Source organism: Streptomyces sp. NBC_00075 (assembly GCF_045041225.1).
GTDB lineage: Bacteria > Actinomycetota > Actinomycetes > Streptomycetales > Streptomycetaceae > Streptomyces > Streptomyces adonidis.
The window spans coordinates 6,700,889-6,717,228 of record NZ_CP108243.1; the positions used below are offsets into that span (position 1 = coordinate 6,700,889).

Consider the following 16,340-nt stretch of genomic DNA (forward strand, 5'->3'; position numbering starts at 1 on the left):
TCCGTCCCACCGATTGCGAAAGAGCAAGGAGAAGGCTTCTGATGGCCGGACCGACCCGGACAGCCGCGGTACCGCCCCGCACGGTGCGCACACTGGTCACGCTGATCACTCTCGTCGCGTGCGCGGCCGGCTGCTCGGAGCCGTCCGCCTCCCCCGCCGGAGGCGATCCGGCTGCCGCCACGTTCCGGGCCTCGCCCGTGACCTACGAGGTGCCGGCGGACCTCACGTCCGCCGTACTGCCGGCGACCGGCGCCGAGGCCCGGTGGTCCCAAGGTCTCGACGCCTTCGGCGAAGCGGTCGCCGACGGCGAGATCCGCGACTGCGTACAGTCCCGGGGCGAGGAGATGCCGGACCTGGCGCCGCTCGCCTTCACCAGATACATGGACCTGCCCGACCTGGAGTTCATCCGGCGCCACGGCTTCGGATCGACCGCGGTTCCGGTGCCCTCCCCCGAACCCGCCGCGTCGCAGGACTCTCCGGGGGCCGAGCTGATGCGGCGTTGCCTGGCGGCGGGCCAGACCGTCCTGAACGAGTTCCGGGCGCTCTACGGTCCGCTGCGGATGTCGTGGTTCAAAGTGATCGGCCGACTCGGATCCGACGAGTCGGTCGCCCTGGCCTACCGCGCCTTCCCTTCCTGCCTCGCACGGCGGGGTGTGCGGGTGAAGAACGAGAGCAGGTTCTTCGGGCTCGTGGACCGGCGGCTCGCCGCCGGCGGAACCGACATGGACCTGGCCGCCGACTACGCGACCTGCATGGCCCCCGTCGAAGCCGTCCGCGAGCCGCTGCGCGAGGAGCTGCGGACCCGGTTCGTCACCGACCACCGCCAGGAGATCAAGGAACTGACGGAGAAGCTGATGCCCCGGGTCCGGAACCTGGAGGCCCGCTACGACGTACGGCTCTGCTTCCCCGCTCTCGAACAGGCCGGTACGGACATCACGGAGACTGCTCGCTGACCCCGCGCGCGCTCCGGACACGATCCCTTGCGGACAGCGCCGCTCGGTCATGGTCACGTCGGTGCCCTTTCCGTACAACGTCTCCACCCCCACGTGAGTCTGACGGTGCGGCATGGGCTGGAGCGGCCGTTCCGTACGGCAGGAGACCAATGGGGGTGGGGCGCGTGGGACGTACGACTCTGCGTACGGTGTCGAGGAGGAGACGGGCCAGGGGTGGGGTCGTCTCGGTCGCGGCGGGCCTGGCCCTGGTGGCCGGGCTGTTGCAGTTCACGTCGGAGTCGGCTGTCGCGGCCGGTGGTGGGGACATGCCGACCGTCACCCTGCCGGGCACGCACCGGGCGGCGCCACGGGTCGGGTTCCTGACCGCCGCCGACAGCTCCGGGTATCTGGCCGCACCGAGGCCGTTCGACGCCGCCTCCCCGGCCAAGTGGATCGGCCGCGACGGCTCGACCAGGGAGGTCCCGAGCCAGGCATCCACGATCGCCCGCACCGGCGGGCTCGGGCTGGAGAAGGCCGCGGGGACGGCGAACGCGTACGACATCCGGCGCTACGCCACCAACAAGGTGACGCGGTTCTCGCTGCGGGCCGGTGACCAGGTCACCGAGGTCTTCGCCGAGAACCGGCTGCTGGTCGCCCGCCAGGCCGGCGGGAAGTGGACGCTCCACCTGCTGGAGATTCCGGCCGGAGGTGGGCAGTTGGTCGACCGGCCGGTGACCGGCGTGGCCGACGACTTCAGCGGGTTGGTGTACCACGCGACGTCGGACGAGCGGGGAGCCGCGTTCGGGTACAAGTCGGCCGACGGCAGCTTCTCCTGGCGCGCCGTGCTGCTCGACTTCGCCACCGCCTCACTGACGTACGTGCCGATGGACGACTTCGACTACCTGGAGTACCCCCGCCTGGCCGGCGACACGGTGAGCTTCTACGCCATCGGCAAACAGTCCGACGACCAGCATCTGTACGTCATCGACCGCGAGCGTCCGCAGGCCCCCGGACACCTGGTCGACGTTCCGCGAAGCAGCCTCCAGGCCGCTCGCGCGATCGGCGGCTGGGTGATGTACCCCGGCGCCGCCAACGAGGGGATCGTCGCCGTGCCGGTGACCGGCGGCGGCCCGGCGCGGACCGTGCTGGCCGCCTCGTACCGCGGCTTCGTCGACGGCGACGACGGCAGTTTCTTCATCGAGGGTGGGACGGACGCGGAGCACTGGGCGGTGCAGCGCGTCACCTTGGGCACGGGAGGGGTTCCGGTCTTCGAGCCGGTGTCGCCGCTTCCCCCGGTCTCCGTGTACGAGGCCGGCGGCGTGGCGGTCGACCAGGGACGGCTGCTGCTCGGCACCGATCGGAAGGACGGGTTCTTCCCGTACCCCGGCACCGATCTCACCGCCTCCGCGCTCAACCTGACGGCCGGCGGCACGCTGACCGCCGCACCGCCGCAGAACCTGGGCAGCCTCGGCTACACGGAGTCCAACCCGTCGTACGACGTCGACTGCTACGGCGAATGCCTGCGCTTCACCAGCAACGGCGAGGGTGGCATCCCCCACCCGCAGGAGTGGCTGACGAACGTCGTGGCCGCGTCCGCCTCGTACACGGTGAAGAAGGACGGGCTGGGGCTCAGCAAGCGGGTGTATGACGGGGACAAGACGCTGGTCACCGGCTCCTGGTCGGCCGCCGCTCTGTGGGGCAACACCCTGTGGACCGCCCGGACCGTCTCCGGCAGGCCGACGTTCGAGACGTACTCGCTGCCGTCGATGCGGAAGCTGGGCAGCCTGTCGGTCGCCTCCTGCCTGCCGACCGATCTACAGGTCGTCGGCCGATACGTCTACTGGTCCTGCGGGCCGGACAAGGCGGCGGTCGTCTACGACCAGAAGACGCGGGCAGCGCAGAACGTACCGCGGGGGTACGCGCGGCTCGGCGACGGTTACCTGGTCTCCCAGGACAACAAGGCCGGCAAGCTCCTCATCACCTATCTGAAGGGTGCGGTCCCCGCCGCCAAGGTCGGTACGAAGGACCTCGCCCCGCTGCCGGCCCCGCCGTACGCCCCGGCCGACCGGCGCGGCCGGTTCTGGAACGTGGACCGGTTCGGCGGTCCGGTCGCCTACCTGACGGCGTCCGGTGCGGTGACGGTCAAGTGGCCGCAGGTGACCACCTCCCCGCTCGCGGCGACCGACGCCACCGTCCCCACCTCCGTCGCCCCGCGCCAGGGCGGCACCTTCCAGGGCGTCTGGCACCTGAACAAGCCGACCGCGACCTGGAAGCTGACCGTCACCACCTCCGCGGGCGCCGTCGTACGGACCCTCACCGGCGGCCGGGCCCACGGGAAGATCGCCGTGACCTGGGACGGGCGCGCCGCGAACGGGGCGCTGGTCCGCGCCGGTACTTACCGGGTGACCCTGACCGCCCGTACCGCGAACGGCACCCCCAGGAACGCGGTGATCTACGACAAGCCGCTGGCGGTGCGGTAGGCGGGGCGACGCAGTCAGTACCGGGCCCGCTCATACCTGCTGTCGGGCCTCAGTTCTTGACCGCCTCCGCGATCCGCAGGGCGGCCTCGGCGGGCGTGAGGTGGGTGGTGTCGACGACCTCGGCCTCGGCGTGCAGCCAGGTGCGGGCCGCCTCTGCGTAGGGCTCGACGTATTTGAGGCGGAACGGGGAGTTGGGGCCGAGCGGGTCGCCCGCGATGCGTCCGCGCAGGGTGTCCTGGTCGGCGTGGAGGACGAAGTGCCGTACGGGAATGGCGTGTTGGGCCAGGCCCGTGCTGATCTCGCGCCAGTACTCCTCGACCAGGACCGTCATCGGAATCACCAGCGTGCCGCCGGTGTAGTCCAGCACGCGGCGGGCGGTCTCGACGACGAGCGGCCGCCACGGCGGCCAGTGCTGGAAGTTGTCCACCGCGGGCAGCCCGGGCTTGATGTCCATGAGCGTCTCGCCGACCTTCTCGGCGTCGAACACCTGTGAATCCGGGATCAGTTGCTGCACGAGCGGACTGGTCGTCGACTTGCCCGCGCCATGGGTGCCATTGAGCCATACGATCATAGGTCCGACGCTATCGCTCCCCTCGCGCGCCGCCTGTGCCGCCCGCGCCCCTCGCGCTGCCGTTGCGGCCCGGTGCCGGGCGCGGATCATTGATCCCATGACAGTGATCGATCCCATGACGGTGGATGTGCTGATCGTCGGGGGCGGGCCCGTGGGGCTCACCGCCCGGGCGCTGCTGGAGCGCTGGGGTGTGCGCGTGCTGCTCGTCGAGAAGCGGGTCGAGCTGTCGCCCTTTCCCCGGTCCCGGCTCGTCAACGTGCGGTCGATGGAGATCTTCCGGCAGCTCGGGCTCGCCGATGCCATCGCCGCCCGCGCCTTTCCACCGGAGTACGGCCGTATCCGCTTCCGGGACGGGCTGCTCGGCCGTGACTTCGCCTCCGCCGCGATGATCGGGGTCAACGCGCCCGTGCCCGAGAGTCCCGTGATCGGGGTGGTCACCTCGCAGGACCGGCTGGAACCCACCCTGCTCGGGGCCGCCGACGACACGCAGGTGCGGTTCGGGAGTGAGGTCGTCGGGCTCGTCGAGGAGGCGGAAGCCGACAGTGTTGTCGCCCGGCTCGTCGACCGGCGCAGTGGTGCGGAGACCACTGTCCGGGCCCGGTACGTCCTCGCCGCCGACGGGGCCAACTCCACCGTCCGGGGACTGCTGGGCATCGGCACCGCCGGACCCGGTGCCCTGGGACGCATCACCACCGTCGTCTTCGACGCCGACCTCACCGCCTGGTCCGCCGGTCAGCCCGCCGGGTTCTACGCCACCGTCCACGGGTCGTTCCTGCCGCTCTACCCCGAGGGCGGCTGGGCCTGGGTCGTTCCCACCCCGGAGGACCCCGAGCACACCGACTGGGGCGGCCTCGTCTCGGGCGCCCTCGGGCCCGACGGACACGGCGTACGTGTCGACGTCCTGCGCGTCGAGCACTGGACACTGACCGCCTACGTCGCCGAGCGCTTCCGGCACGGGCGGGTCCTGCTCGCCGGTGACGCCGCGCACGCGGTGCCACCGGCCGGCGGTCTCGGCATGAACGTCGGCATCGCCGATGTGCACAACCTCTGCTGGAAGCTGGCCGGTGTTCTGCGGGGGTGGGCGGGGGACGGGTTGCTGGACAGCTATCAGGTGGAACGGCAACCCGTCGCCGAGCTGACCCTCCGGCAGGCCGTGGCCAACGCTCAGCTCATGCTTCAGGTGCAGGACGGGCGTCGCGAACAGCTTCGGCAGGGGGTCGGTGCCGTGGCCTCCGGAAAGGTCGAACTTCCCTGGTCCGAGCGGTTCTTCGCGCAGCTCGGGCTCGTGCTCGGGGTCGGCTATCGCTCCGGTGCCGTCCTCGGTGACGGTGCCGATCACGGCGCGCCCACCGAACTCTCCCACCCCGGCACCGACTACGTCCCCACCGCGGAGCCCGGGCACCGCATGCCCCACCTCTGGCTCACGCCGGGCCGCTCCACCCTCGACTCCTTCGGCGAGTGGTTCACCCTGCTCACCCCGGACCCGGGCAGCTGGGAACAGCACGCCGACCCGTCGTCCCTGGCGCCCCTGCGCGTCGAGGGGCTGCCCGGCGAGTACGCCGACCTCTGCGGCCTCCGTCCCCACGGCGCCCTGCTCGTCCGGCCCGACGGGCACATCGGCGCCCGCTGGACGGACCGTCCGGACGGCGCCTGTGCCGTCCGGCGCGCCCTCGCCGGGATCAGCCGCTCGACACCCCTCCCGACGTAGTCGGCGTGGGCGTCGGGTCCGTCGCCGGGACCCGCCTCCGCCGCCTGCGCTTGAGGAGTGCCCAGGGGCCCCTGGGCCCGGTCGGCATCGCCGCCGTGACCTCCGTGCCCGCCTCCGACGCCGCCTCCGCCGCCGCCCGCGCCACCGGCAGGAAGCCCTCGCGGCGGGACACGTCCGGGCGCTCCTCCTCCGCCGGCCACAGGCCCAGTGCCGCGCACACCGTCGGGAGCACCGCCATCGCCGCCGTCGCGTAGCCCTCCGCCGAGGGGTGGTAGTTGTCCGGGCCGAACAGTTCACGCGGGTTCGCCTCGAACTCGGGGCCCAGCAGGTCGCCCAGCGACACCGTGCGGCCCCCCTGTTCCACGACCCCGATCGTCTGCGCCGCCGCCAGATGCCGGGACGCCCGCCGGGCCAGCCAGCGCAGCGGCTGCTGGACCTGCTCCACGGTGCCCAGGTCGGGACAGGTCCCCACGACCACCTCCGCACCCGCCGTACGCAGCCGTCGTACCGCCGAGGAGAGGTGGCGGACCGAGCGCGTCGGGGGCATCCGGTGGGTGACGTCGTTCGCGCCGACCATGATCACGCAGATGTCCGGGACCCAGTCGGACGCCGAGACGGTCAGCGCCACCTGGCGGTCCAAGTCGTCGGACTGGGCGCCGGGCAGCGCCACGTTGCGCAGCTCCACCGGGCGCTCCGCCACCGCCGCCAGACCCGACGCGATCAGCGCGCCCGGCGTCTGACGGGCCCGGTGGACGCCCTGGCCGGCCGCCGTGGAGTCACCCAGCAGTACGAGTCTGAGCGGAGGTTCACCGGGGGTGGCGTACCCGCGCCCGTAGAGGCCGTCCGCGCTCGGCGCGTGCGGACTGCGGCCGTTGCCCACCTGGCGTTTCGCCATCCGTACCTCGGCCAGCACCAGACCCACGGCCGCCGCGCTCACCAGGCCGATCCCGCCACCGCCGTACGCAGCGCCGGCCGCGATCCGCCGGGCCACCCTTGCCCTGGACATGCTCGTCATGCGTCGCCGCCACCTCCTCGTAGCCGTACAACCACTCCTTGCCCCGTACCGACCGTCCGCCAATCGTGACGTGAGGTGAATGCCGAGGTGGAGCCTTAGGCTGGCCGCACCAATGACAACCACATTTATGTGCGGCAACCGGAGACAACGGTGCAATTCCACGACTCGATGATCAGCCTCGTCGGCAACACCCCGCTGCTGAGGCTCAACAGTGTGACCGCGGGCATTCAGGCGACCGTCCTCGCGAAGGTCGAGTACTTCAACCCCGGCGGGTCCGTGAAGGACCGCATCGCCCTGCGCATGATCGAGGCGGCGGAGAAGAGCGGGGAACTAGAGCCCGGCGGCACGATCGTCGAGCCGACCAGCGGAAACACGGGTGTCGGGCTGGCCATCGTGGCCCAGCAGAAGGGGTACAAGTGCATCTTCGTGTGCCCCGACAAGGTCTCCACCGACAAGATCAACGTGATGCGTGCGTACGGCGCCGACGTGGTGGTCTGCCCCACCGCCGTCGACCCCGAGCACCCGGACTCCTACTACAACGTGTCCGACCGGCTCGTCCGTGAGACGCCCGGTGCCTGGAAGCCCGACCAGTACTCCAACCCCAACAACCCCCTCTCGCACTATCACTCCACCGGCCCCGAGCTGTGGGAGCAGACCGAGGGGCGGATCACCCACTTCGTGGCGGGCGTCGGCACCGGCGGGACCATCTCCGGGACCGGGCGCTACCTCAAGGACGCCAGCGACGGGCGCGTCCAGGTCGTCGGGGCCGACCCGGAGGGGTCCGTGTACTCCGGCGGGTCCGGGCGGCCGTACCTCGTCGAAGGGGTGGGCGAGGACTTCTGGCCCACCGCCTACGACCGGACCGTCGCCGACGAGATCGTCGCCGTGTCCGACAAGGACTCCTTCCAGATGACCCGGCGGCTCGCCAAGGAGGAGGGCCTGCTGGTGGGCGGCTCCTGCGGGATGGCCGTCGTCGCCGCACTGCGGGTCGCGGAGCGGCTCGGGCCGGACGACGTGGTGGTCGTACTGCTGCCCGACAGCGGACGCGGGTACCTCAGCAAGATCTTCAACGACGAGTGGATGGCCGACTACGGCTTCCTGGAGGACAGCGGCCCCTCCGCGCGCGTCGCCGACGTCCTCGACTACAAGGAGCACGGCCACATCCCCTCCCTCGTCCATATGCACCCGGACGAAACCGTCGGTCAGGCCATCGAGGTGCTGCGTGAGTACGGCGTCTCGCAGATGCCGATCGTGAAGCCCGGCGCCGGTCACCCGGACGTCATGGCGGCGGAGGTCGTCGGGTCGGTCGTCGAACGCGAGCTGCTCGGCGCGCTGTTCACCCAGCGGGCCTCGCTCGACGACCCGCTGGAGAAGCACATGTCGGCGCCGCTGCCGCAGGTCGGCTCCGGCGAACCGGTCGCCGACCTGATGTCCGTACTCGGCGCGGCCGACGCGGCGATCGTGCTGGTCGAGGGCAAGCCGACCGGTGTCGTCAGCCGGCAGGACCTCCTGGCCTTCCTGGCCAAGGGCGGCAAGCAGTAGTAAACGTCCGGTGAACTGGGCGTGTCGAAGCGGAAGTTGCGGTCTTGGCCGCGGTGTCCCGGTCCGCTTCCCCTTCCGAACGGAACTTCGTGGAAGTGGTACGAGGGTGTCACGTCCGCGCAGCACACGCTTAACACGAGTCCGGCACATTAGTGGATGTCGGCAAGGGCGGGAGCGGCTCCCCGCCCCGGCCGGCAACCGAAACGGCGTCACGGACCTCCGGAGCGGCTCCCGGACCTCCACCGACGCCTAGGACGCGCCAGCCCGGCCCTGACCCGGCCCGCGTCCCTCGCGGGGACCGCCGTCGTCCCGCCCCCCGGCAACGGGGGTGCGGCGGTCCCCGCGAAAGCTTTTTCCGGGGAGTGTCAGTCCTCCCACTTGTCGCTGTCCTTGCCGGACCTCCGGTGGTGACTGCCGAACATCCACGCCGAATTGCGCGCCGCCTGGACCGCGTTGACGCCCACGATGCCCGCCCAGGCCACCAGCAGGCCGGGCAGCCCCGAGCTGCCGCCGCCGATGGCGGACAGGGGTATCGCCAGCACCAGCGAGACGATGCCGAAACCGAAGCGCTCGCCGAAGGTGTCGCTGGATTTCGGGCCGCGCGAGTCACGCGCCACCACCATCTGCTGCTCGGCGAGCTGTCGCCGTACCCGGCGCTCCACCGAGCCGTCTATCCGCTGGTCGACCTTCTCCAGGAACGAGTCGACCAGCGCGGACTCGTACTCGTCGCCCAATTCCCTGCGGGCCTGCAAGGTGGCGTTGAGTTCCTTCTTCAGGTCGGCGTCGTGTGCGCCCGTCGCGTCCATACCGGTCATGCACACCACGGTAGAGAAACCGCGCCCGGCCGGCACTGGGGATAGCCCCCCAGTTGTCCCTGGGCCGGACCCTAGGGGACAGGACCGGCAAGGGGTCTCCGGCAAAGGGTCTCCGGCAAGGGGTCTACTTCGTCAGGCCCTTCTCCTTCGCGTACGCGTTCGCCACGTCCTCCGGGTCCTTCTTGTCCTTGTCCACCTTGCGGTTCAGCTCGGTGAGGTCGGCCGTCGTGAGGACGTTGCCGAGTTCGGCGAGGGCCTTGCGGACCTTCGAGTCGGCCTTGCGGTCGGCTATCAGGGGGACGATGTGCTGGCCGGGGATCAGGTTCTTGGGGTCCGTCAGGACGACCCAGCCGTTGTCCAGGATGTCGGTGTCCGTGGTGAACAGGTTCGCCACGTCGACATCCCCCTTCTTCAGGGCGCCCTTGACCAGCGGACCGGACGAGTCGAGCGACTTGAACTCCTTGAACTCGACCCCGTACACCTCCTTGAGGCCCACCACGCCCACCTCGCGCGTCTTCACCTCGGCCGCCGCGCCGATGATCAGCTTGCCGTTCTGCTTCTTCAGGTCGGCCAGGGAGGTCAGGCCGTACTTCGCCGCCGTCTCGCGGGTCACGGCGAAGGCGTCGGAGTCCTCGGCCATGCCGTACGGGAGGACCTGGAGGCCCGCCGGGAGGGCGATCGTGAGGGCGTTCTGCATCTCGCCCTCCTCCGTCGCCGTCGCCTTGGGGGCCACGTAGTGCAGCAGGGCGCCCTGGTACTCGGGGAGGAGGTCGATGTCGCCGCTCTTCATCGCGGGGATGAGGATCTCGCGGCTGCCCAGGTTCGGGCGGACCTTCGTCTTCACACCCGCCGCGCCCAGCACGGCCGCGTAGAGGTAGCCCAGCACCTGGTTCTCGGTGAAGTTCGCGGTGCCGATGGTGAGGCCGCCCGCGCTGGAGCCACTGCCCCCGCCCGCGGAGCCGGACCCTTCGTCGAGGGAGGTGATGCCGCCGCTGCACGCGGCGAGAGCGGGGACGGAGGCGGCTGCGAAGAGGCCGCCGAGGAGGGCGCGTCGGTTCATCGGAAGGGCCATCGGAAGAACTCCTGGGCGGTTCGGTTTACCCGGTTCGGGTTACGCGGGGCGGTGACGGAAGAGGAAGCGCTGGACGCCGGAGAGCGCCAGGTCCAGGGCGATGGCGACCACGGCGACCAGCACCGCACCGCCCATCACCTGGACCAGGTCGCGCTGGGCGAGGCCGTCGAAGACGTAGCGGCCCAGGCCCCCGAAGGAGACGTACGCGGCGATGGTGGCCGTGGCCACCACCTGGATCAGCGCCAGGCGCAGGCCGGTCATGATCAGGGGGAGCGCGAGCGGCAGTTCGACCTGGAAGAGGACCTGGTGCCAGCGCATGCCCTGGCCGCGCGCCGCGTCCTTCACGTCCGGGTCGACGGCGGTCATACCGGCGTACGTGTTCGTGACGATGGACGGGACCGCGAGCGCCACCAGGGCGATGTACACCGGCCACATGGACAGTCCGCTGGCCAGGAAGACCAGCACGACCAGGCCGACCGTCGGCAGGGCGCGGCCGAAGGAGGCCAGGTTGATCGCCACGAACGCGCCCCGGCCCGTGTGGCCGATGAGCAGGCCGAGCGGGAGACCGATGGCCGTCGCGATGAGCGTGGCGAGCAGCGAGTACTGGAGGTGCTCGGCGAGGCGGTGCGCGATGCCGTCGTAGCCGGACCACTGGTCGCCGCTGGTCAGCCAGGAGCCGAGGTCCTTGAAGAGTTCGTACATGTCAGGCTCGCCGCCTCGTCCACGGGGTGAGTACGTACTGGACGGCGACCAGCAGCGCGTCCGCGATCACCGCGAGGAGCAGGGTGAGGACCACTCCCGCGATCACCGGGGTCGGGAAGTTGCGCTGGAAACCGTCCGTGAAGAGCTGGCCGAGGCCGCCGTCGCCGATGTAGGTCGCGACCGACACCAGTGAGATCGACATGACAGTCGCGATCCGGACGCCCGCCATGATCACCGGGAGGGCGAGCGGGAGTTCGACCGTGAGGAGGGTGCGCAGCGGGCGCGTGCCCATCGCCTTCGCCGCCTCCTTCGTCTTCACCGGCACCGAGTCGAGGCCCTCGACCGTGTTCCGCAGCAGCACGACCAGCGTGTAGACCGTCAGGCCGATCACGGTGGTGGTGCGGGTCAGACCGCTGACCGGCAGCAGGAGCACGAAGATCGCGATCGACGGGATCGTGAAGAGGACGTTGGACAGCCCGAGCAGGAAGCCGCGCAGGGGGCGGACCCGGTGGGCGATCACGGCCAGGGGGAGCGAGATCAGCAGTCCGAAGAAGACCGCCGAGAGGGCCGCCTGGAGGTGGGAGACGGTGAGGGTGGTGAGGTCGTCGGTGTGGTCGCCGATCCACGACCAGTCGATGGTCATGCCTTGACCTGGGCTTCCGTCTGGGCCTCTGTGTGGGCTCGGCCCGCGTGTGCGTGGATGTCGTCGCGGGACGAGACACCGGTGAGGGTGCCCGCCGCGTCCACGCGGGCTATGAGCCCGGTCGGGGAGGCTATCGACTCGTTGAGCGCCGCGAGGAGCGAGTCGCCGTCCTTGAGCGGTCGTACGGGGATGTCGGCGCCGTTCGTGCTCCCGTCCGCCGCGTGCCAGTGCAGCGGCTTGCGGGCCTCGTCCAGTACGAGGGTCCAGGCGCCGCCCTCGGGGGCCGGGGCCTGCGGGAGGTCCGCGAGGGTCTTCAGGGAGAGCAGCTTGAGGCCGCGCTCGGCGCCGAGGAAGTCGGCGACGAAGTCGTCGGCCGGGCGGGCGAGCAGCTCGGCGGGGGTCGCGCACTGGACCAGATGGCCGCCGGTGCGGAAGATCGCGATCTGGTCGCCGAGCCGGACGGCCTCGTCCACGTCGTGCGTGACGAAGACGATGGTCTTGTTCAACTCCTTCTGGAGGCGCAGCAGTTCGTCCTGGAGCTGGGTGCGGACCACCGGGTCGACCGCGCCGAACGGCTCGTCCATGAGGAGGACGGGCGGGTCGGCGGCGAGCGCGCGGGCCACGCCGACACGCTGCTGCTGGCCGCCGGAGAGCTGGTGCGGGTACCGCTTGCCGGCGTCGGCGGCGAGGCCGACGGTCTCCAGGAGTTCGGCCGCGCGGGTGCGGGCCTTCTTCCGGCCCCAGCCGAGGAGCAGCGGTACGGTCGCGATGTTGTCGAGGACCGTGCGGTGCGGGAAGAGTCCGGACTGCTGGATGACGTACCCGATGGATCGCCGCAGGTCGGCGGCGTCCTGCTGGAGGACGTCCTTGCCGTTCACCTTGATCGTGCCGGAGGTCGGATCGACCATCCGGTTGATCATCCGCAGGGTGGTCGTCTTGCCGCAGCCGGAGGATCCGACGAGAACGGTCACGCCGCCTTCCGGCATCCGGAGCGAGAGGTCGTGGACCGCGGTGGTGCCGTTCGGGAAACGCTTGTGGACCGCGTCGAACTGGATCATGGGGTGTCCCTTGCCGGGCCTGTATAACGTCATGCAGAGTTCTCCGTGTCTGAATAGATTGTCAATGCCCTCGTGTTAATCCGAGGTAACGGGCGTCCGGTAAGCAAGATCAAACGTCCTATTTGATGGGAGTGCGCACGTTATGTCGTCTCGGATCGTGGATGCATCGCTTCCGGTGCCGCCTCCGATGTCCACCGGCATCGTCGTGCTGGACGGCGTCGGTCTCGGCGTCGAGGACGTCGTACGCCTCGCCGACGGGGCCGCGCGGCCCGTCCCCGGCACCGACGCGATGAAGCGCGTCGAGGAGGTCTGGGGCGTCGCCCGTCAGATCGCCGCGACCGGCCGCGTGTACGGCCGCTCCACCGGCGTCGGCGCCAACCGCAACGAGGACGTCCCGACCGAGGCCGCCGCCGACCACGGTCTGCGTCTGCTGCGCAGCCACGCGGGCGCCATCGGCGCGGAACTCCCGGCCCGGCAGGTGAGGGCGATGCTCGCCGTCCGCGCCAACCAGCTCCTCGCGGGCGGCGCCGGCCTGCGCCCCGGGGTGGTCACGGCCCTGTGCGAGGCGCTGGAGAGCGGCGCGTATCCCGTGGTCAACGAGTTCGGGTCGGTCGGTACGGGCGACATCGCGGCGCTGGCACAGATGGGGCTGGCGCTGGCGGGGGAGCACGAGTGGATCGCGCCCGCGACGGTGGCGGGCGGATCGGCGGTCCGTGGCTGGAGCGTCACCGGCGTCCCCGAGCCGCAGGCCCTCGACAACAACGACGCCCTCGCCCTGATCAGCAGCAACGCCCTCACCCTCGGCCAGTCCGCGCTAGCCCTGCACGAACTGCGCGGCCTGATCGCCGCCACGCAGGTAGTAGCCGCGCTCTCCCTCCTCGCCGTCGACGGCTCGCACGAGGCGTACGCCGCCCCCGTGCACGCCGCCCGTCCGCACCGGGGATCGGTCGAGGTCGCGCGCCGGATGCGGGCGTTGATCGGCTCGGCGGACCGGCCCACACCTCCCCTCGGCCGGATCCAGGACCCGTACGGCTTCCGGTGTCTGCCGCAGATCCACGGCCCCGCGCACGACGCGGCGGACGCGCTGGAGGGGGTGCTCGCGATCGAGATCAACGCCGCCGCCGAGAACCCGCTCATCTCCCCCGAGGACCTCACCGCCTACCACCACGGCGGTTTCTACCAGGCCCAACTCGCCCTGGCCCTGGACCACTTCAGGCTGGCGGTCACTCAGGTGGCACGCCTGTCCACCTCTCGCCTTTCCACCCTCAACGAGCCCGCCTTCACCCGCCTGCGCCCCTTCCTCGCCGACCACGAGCCCGCCGCCTCCGGCGTGATGATCCTGGAGTACGCCGCCGGCGCGGCCCTCGGTGACCTGCGGGCCTTCTCCGCGCCCGCCTCGCTCGGGCACGCTGTACTCTCCCGGGGCGTCGAGGAACAGGCCAGCTTCGCCTCGCTCGCCGCCCGCCAGACACTGCGCGCCTGCGACGCGTACCGTCTCGTCGTCGGCTGCGAACTGGTCGCCGCGGTTCGGGCACTGCGCCAGCGCGACCTGCGCCCGGACCCGGACCTGCCGGTCGGCCGGGCAATGGAGCTGGCCGAGTCGGTCCTCGACGCCGACTCGACCGACCGCCCGCTCACACACGACGTGACGGTGGCGTCGGCACTGCTGGACCGGTTCACGGAGATCTGGAGGGGGAGCGGGGAATGAGCACGCCGGGTGCGGAGGAGTGCGGGGGCGCGGGAGCGGGGGCGCGTACTGGTGCCGGTACCGATCGGGGTGCCGGGGCGGGCTCGGGCGTGCGCGCGGACGCAGGTTCGGAGCGGGGCGTGGGTGTGGAGACGGGCTCGGGCGCGGGTGGGGATGCGGGCGTGGGTGTCGGCGGGGGCACAGGCGTGAGCGGGGATGGGGACGCGGGCGTAGGCATGGGCATGGAGGCGGGCGTGGACGGGGACGCGGGCACGGGTGCGGGTGCCGAGGGGGGCGTGGAAGGTCGCGGGGACGCGGGCGTCGGCGGGGAAGTGGGTGCGGGCGGGGCCGCAACCGGCGCCGCCGACAGCGGCCCTGGCCTGGGGGGCGGCGCGGGCACTGGCGGGACAGAGCAGGCGCCTTCTAAGCGCTTGGCCGCAGGAGATGGGGACGCGGGTGCGGGTGGGCCTGTCACCGGTGCCTCCGACAGTGGCCCCGGCCTGGATGGGGGCGTGGGCACGGGTGGGGCCGCCACCGGTGGCCCCGGCAGTGGCTCCGGTCTGGGTGGGGACGCGGGCACCGGCGGGACCCCGCCCGACAGTCCCGCCGGGCGGCTTCAGGCGCTCTTCGAGGGGCATCGGCTCACGCCGACCCAGCGGCGGATCGCGCACAGCATGGTGCGGCGGGCCGCCGACGTGCCCTTTCTGTCCAGTGTCGAGCTGGCCGAGCTGGCCGGGGTCAGCCAGCCGTCCGTCACGCGGTTCGCCGTCGCCCTCGGGTTCGACGGTTATCCCGCGCTGCGCAAGCATCTGCGCGAGGTCGCGCCCGCCGAGCAGAGCGCCGAGCCGGGCTCGTACAACGAGTACCAGCAGGCCGTCGAGGCCGAGATCGAGAACCTGAGGCACCTGGCCGAGGTGCTCGCCGACCCGCGTCCCGTGCACCGGGCCGGGCGGCTCCTCGCCGCGTCCCGCCCGCTGCCCGTCCTCGGGCTGCGCGCCGCCGCCTCCCAGGCGTACGGCTTCGCCTACTTCGCCGCCAAGGTCCACCCGGACGTACGGCTGCTCCACGAGGGCGGCACGATGATCCACGACCGGATCGACGCCGCCGTACGGGCGGGCGCCACCACCCTGCTGTGCTTCGCGCTGCCCCGGCATCCGCGCGAGGTCGTCGACACCCTCGCCTACGCCAAGGCGGCCGGCCTGACCGTCGTCACCGTCGCCGACTCCGCGTTCGCGCCGGTCGCGAAGGTCTCCGACCTGCTGCTGCCCGCCGCCGTCGGCACCGGCCTCGCCTTCGACACCGCCTGCGCGCCGATGCTCCTCGGCCGGGTCCTGCTGGAGGCCATGTGCGACGACCTGCCGGACGCCCAGGCCCGCCTGGAGGAGTTCGACGCGCGGGCCGCGACCCGGAGCCTGTTCGTCGAGTAGCAGTCTCCCGGTGGCTCTCAGACTCGTCTCACGTTCGCTCGTTACTCTCCCGCTCCGACAGGACTGTGCCGGGAGAACGAACCGGGAGGCGGACGTGGCACGCGGAGTTCGCGGGAGGCAAGGTCTGGCTCGGGTGGCCGTGGTGGTACGGGCCGGGGCGGCGCCCATGTGGTGGCTCGGAGTGTTCGCTGCGGGCGTCGGCGTGGTGCTGCCGGGGATCACCGGCCGCCGGATCGGCGTCATGGCGGGGGCCGTGCTGTTCATCGTCACGGCCGGTGCCGTGGCGTGTCTGCGGCGCCGCCGCTACACCGCGCTCGCCGCCGGTACCGCCCGGGCGGGGCGGCACGATGTGCTCCAGGACCGCGCGGTGACCGTGCGCAACTGGCGCCGGGGCCACCGCTGGTGGCTGCTGCTCGCCTTCGCCGCCGCGCTGGGCAGCTCCTTCGCGGTGCCGGCCGCGGGCGGGATGCTGCTCGCCGGGGCCGGTACGGGGCTGTGGCTGAAGGCCGCCTGGCTGGGCCGGCGCGAGCGCGCCGACGACGTACTGCTGTGGGTCCGGGTGGACTGGCTCGGCCCGCGCGCGGGCACCCCGGCCGGCAAGCCGGTCAAGGCCTACCGCTCCACCGGGATCGCCGCGGGCGACGCGACCCCGGGCGGGGCGCGCCGCCGCGGCGACGTCCTGGTCTAG

14 protein-coding genes are annotated in these 16,340 nt (G+C 71.7%); 7 read left to right on the forward strand and 7 right to left on the reverse strand.

Features of this window, described 5'->3' with window-relative positions; all coding sequences use genetic code 11:
• The first annotated feature begins 41 nt into the window (after window positions 1–41).
• Both OG787_RS29290 and OG787_RS29295 read left to right on the forward strand, forming a co-directional pair.
• Entirely contained in the window at window positions 42–953 is a 912-nt protein-coding gene (locus tag OG787_RS29290) for a hypothetical protein (protein WP_369034575.1), read from the forward strand.
• 164 nt (window positions 954–1,117) lie between these two features.
• The gene (locus OG787_RS29295; protein ID WP_405537070.1) at window positions 1,118–3,412 is read left to right on the forward strand and encodes a FlgD immunoglobulin-like domain containing protein; all 2,295 of its coding nucleotides are present in this window, start codon (window positions 1,118–1,120) and stop codon (window positions 3,410–3,412) included.
• A gap of 49 nt (window positions 3,413–3,461) precedes the next feature.
• Here OG787_RS29295 and OG787_RS29300 read toward each other — a convergent pair whose 3' ends face one another.
• Window positions 3,462–3,983, reverse strand: coding sequence for an ATP-binding protein (locus tag OG787_RS29300; protein WP_405537071.1), 522 nt, complete (start codon window positions 3,981–3,983; stop codon window positions 3,462–3,464).
• 97 nt (window positions 3,984–4,080) lie between these two features.
• Between OG787_RS29300 and OG787_RS29305 the strand changes: the two genes are divergently transcribed.
• Window positions 4,081–5,691 carry an FAD-dependent monooxygenase gene (locus tag OG787_RS29305; protein WP_405537072.1) on the forward strand — a complete coding sequence of 537 codons (1,611 nt, stop codon included), beginning with the start codon at window positions 4,081–4,083 and terminating at the stop codon, window positions 5,689–5,691.
• Here the strand turns inward: OG787_RS29305 and OG787_RS29310 are convergent.
• Entirely contained in the window at window positions 5,663–6,706 is a 1,044-nt protein-coding gene (locus tag OG787_RS29310) for an SGNH/GDSL hydrolase family protein (RefSeq protein ID WP_369034579.1), read from the reverse strand. The two genes, OG787_RS29305 and OG787_RS29310, sit on opposite strands and share 29 nt — an antisense overlap.
• Window positions 6,707–6,856: 150 nt before the next feature.
• On the opposite strand from OG787_RS29310, the gene OG787_RS29315 reads away from it, so the two are divergent.
• Window positions 6,857–8,248 carry a cystathionine beta-synthase gene (locus tag OG787_RS29315; protein ID WP_369034580.1) on the forward strand — a complete coding sequence of 464 codons (1,392 nt, stop codon included), beginning with the start codon at window positions 6,857–6,859 and terminating at the stop codon, window positions 8,246–8,248.
• A 365-nt stretch (window positions 8,249–8,613) separates the two neighbouring features.
• On the opposite strand, the gene OG787_RS29320 is transcribed toward OG787_RS29315, so the two are convergent.
• The 5 genes from OG787_RS29320 to OG787_RS29340 all read right to left on the reverse strand — a co-directional run bounded on the left by OG787_RS29320 (window position 8,614) and on the right by OG787_RS29340 (window position 12,538).
• The gene (locus OG787_RS29320) at window positions 8,614–9,063 is read right to left on the reverse strand and encodes a hypothetical protein (RefSeq protein WP_369034581.1); all 450 of its coding nucleotides are present in this window, start codon (window positions 9,061–9,063) and stop codon (window positions 8,614–8,616) included.
• 124 nt (window positions 9,064–9,187) lie between these two features.
• Entirely contained in the window at window positions 9,188–10,123 is a 936-nt protein-coding gene (locus OG787_RS29325; protein ID WP_405540619.1) for an ABC transporter substrate-binding protein, read from the reverse strand.
• A 51-nt stretch (window positions 10,124–10,174) separates the two neighbouring features.
• On the reverse strand, window positions 10,175–10,837 hold the full coding sequence (locus tag OG787_RS29330) for an ABC transporter permease (protein WP_369034582.1): 663 nt from the start codon (window positions 10,835–10,837) through the stop codon (window positions 10,175–10,177).
• A gap of 1 nt (window position 10,838) precedes the next feature.
• On the reverse strand, window positions 10,839–11,480 hold the full coding sequence (locus tag OG787_RS29335) for an ABC transporter permease (protein ID WP_235478154.1): 642 nt from the start codon (window positions 11,478–11,480) through the stop codon (window positions 10,839–10,841).
• Window positions 11,477–12,538, reverse strand: a complete 1,062-nt coding sequence (locus OG787_RS29340) for an ABC transporter ATP-binding protein (RefSeq protein ID WP_369034630.1) — start codon at window positions 12,536–12,538, stop codon at window positions 11,477–11,479. The genes OG787_RS29335 and OG787_RS29340 overlap by 4 nt, the downstream gene beginning before the upstream one ends.
• 142 nt (window positions 12,539–12,680) lie before the next feature.
• Between OG787_RS29340 and OG787_RS29345 the strand changes: the two genes are divergently transcribed.
• The 3 genes from OG787_RS29345 to OG787_RS29355 all read left to right on the forward strand — a co-directional run bounded on the left by OG787_RS29345 (window position 12,681) and on the right by OG787_RS29355 (window position 16,340).
• Complete coding sequence (locus OG787_RS29345) at window positions 12,681–14,246, forward strand: aromatic amino acid ammonia-lyase (protein WP_369034583.1); 1,566 nt, start codon at window positions 12,681–12,683, stop codon at window positions 14,244–14,246.
• Window positions 14,247–14,785: 539 nt separating this feature from the next.
• Window positions 14,786–15,652 carry a MurR/RpiR family transcriptional regulator gene (locus OG787_RS29350; protein WP_369034631.1) on the forward strand — a complete coding sequence of 289 codons (867 nt, stop codon included), beginning with the start codon at window positions 14,786–14,788 and terminating at the stop codon, window positions 15,650–15,652.
• Window positions 15,653–15,746: 94 nt separating this feature from the next.
• Window positions 15,747–16,340: a hypothetical protein gene (locus OG787_RS29355; protein WP_405537074.1), complete on the forward strand. Its 594-nt coding sequence runs from the start codon at window positions 15,747–15,749 to the stop codon at window positions 16,338–16,340.

Coding starts and splice junctions, on each gene's coding strand:
- OG787_RS29290 (WP_369034575.1), top strand. CDS start 42: ATGGCCGGACCGACCCGGACAGCCGCGGTACCGCCCCGCACGGTGCGC.
- OG787_RS29300 (WP_405537071.1), bottom strand. CDS start 3,983: ATGATCGTATGGCTCAATGGCACCCATGGCGCGGGCAAGTCGACGACC.
- OG787_RS29305 (WP_405537072.1), top strand. CDS start 4,081: ATGACAGTGATCGATCCCATGACGGTGGATGTGCTGATCGTCGGGGGC.
- OG787_RS29310 (WP_369034579.1), bottom strand. CDS start 6,706: ATGACGAGCATGTCCAGGGCAAGGGTGGCCCGGCGGATCGCGGCCGGC.
- OG787_RS29320 (WP_369034581.1), bottom strand. CDS start 9,063: ATGACCGGTATGGACGCGACGGGCGCACACGACGCCGACCTGAAGAAG.
- OG787_RS29325 (WP_405540619.1), bottom strand. CDS start 10,123: ATGAACCGACGCGCCCTCCTCGGCGGCCTCTTCGCAGCCGCCTCCGTC.
- OG787_RS29330 (WP_369034582.1), bottom strand. CDS start 10,837: ATGTACGAACTCTTCAAGGACCTCGGCTCCTGGCTGACCAGCGGCGAC.
- OG787_RS29335 (WP_235478154.1), bottom strand. CDS start 11,480: ATGACCATCGACTGGTCGTGGATCGGCGACCACACCGACGACCTCACC.
- OG787_RS29340 (WP_369034630.1), bottom strand. CDS start 12,538: ATGATCCAGTTCGACGCGGTCCACAAGCGTTTCCCGAACGGCACCACC.
- OG787_RS29345 (WP_369034583.1), top strand. CDS start 12,681: ATGTCGTCTCGGATCGTGGATGCATCGCTTCCGGTGCCGCCTCCGATG.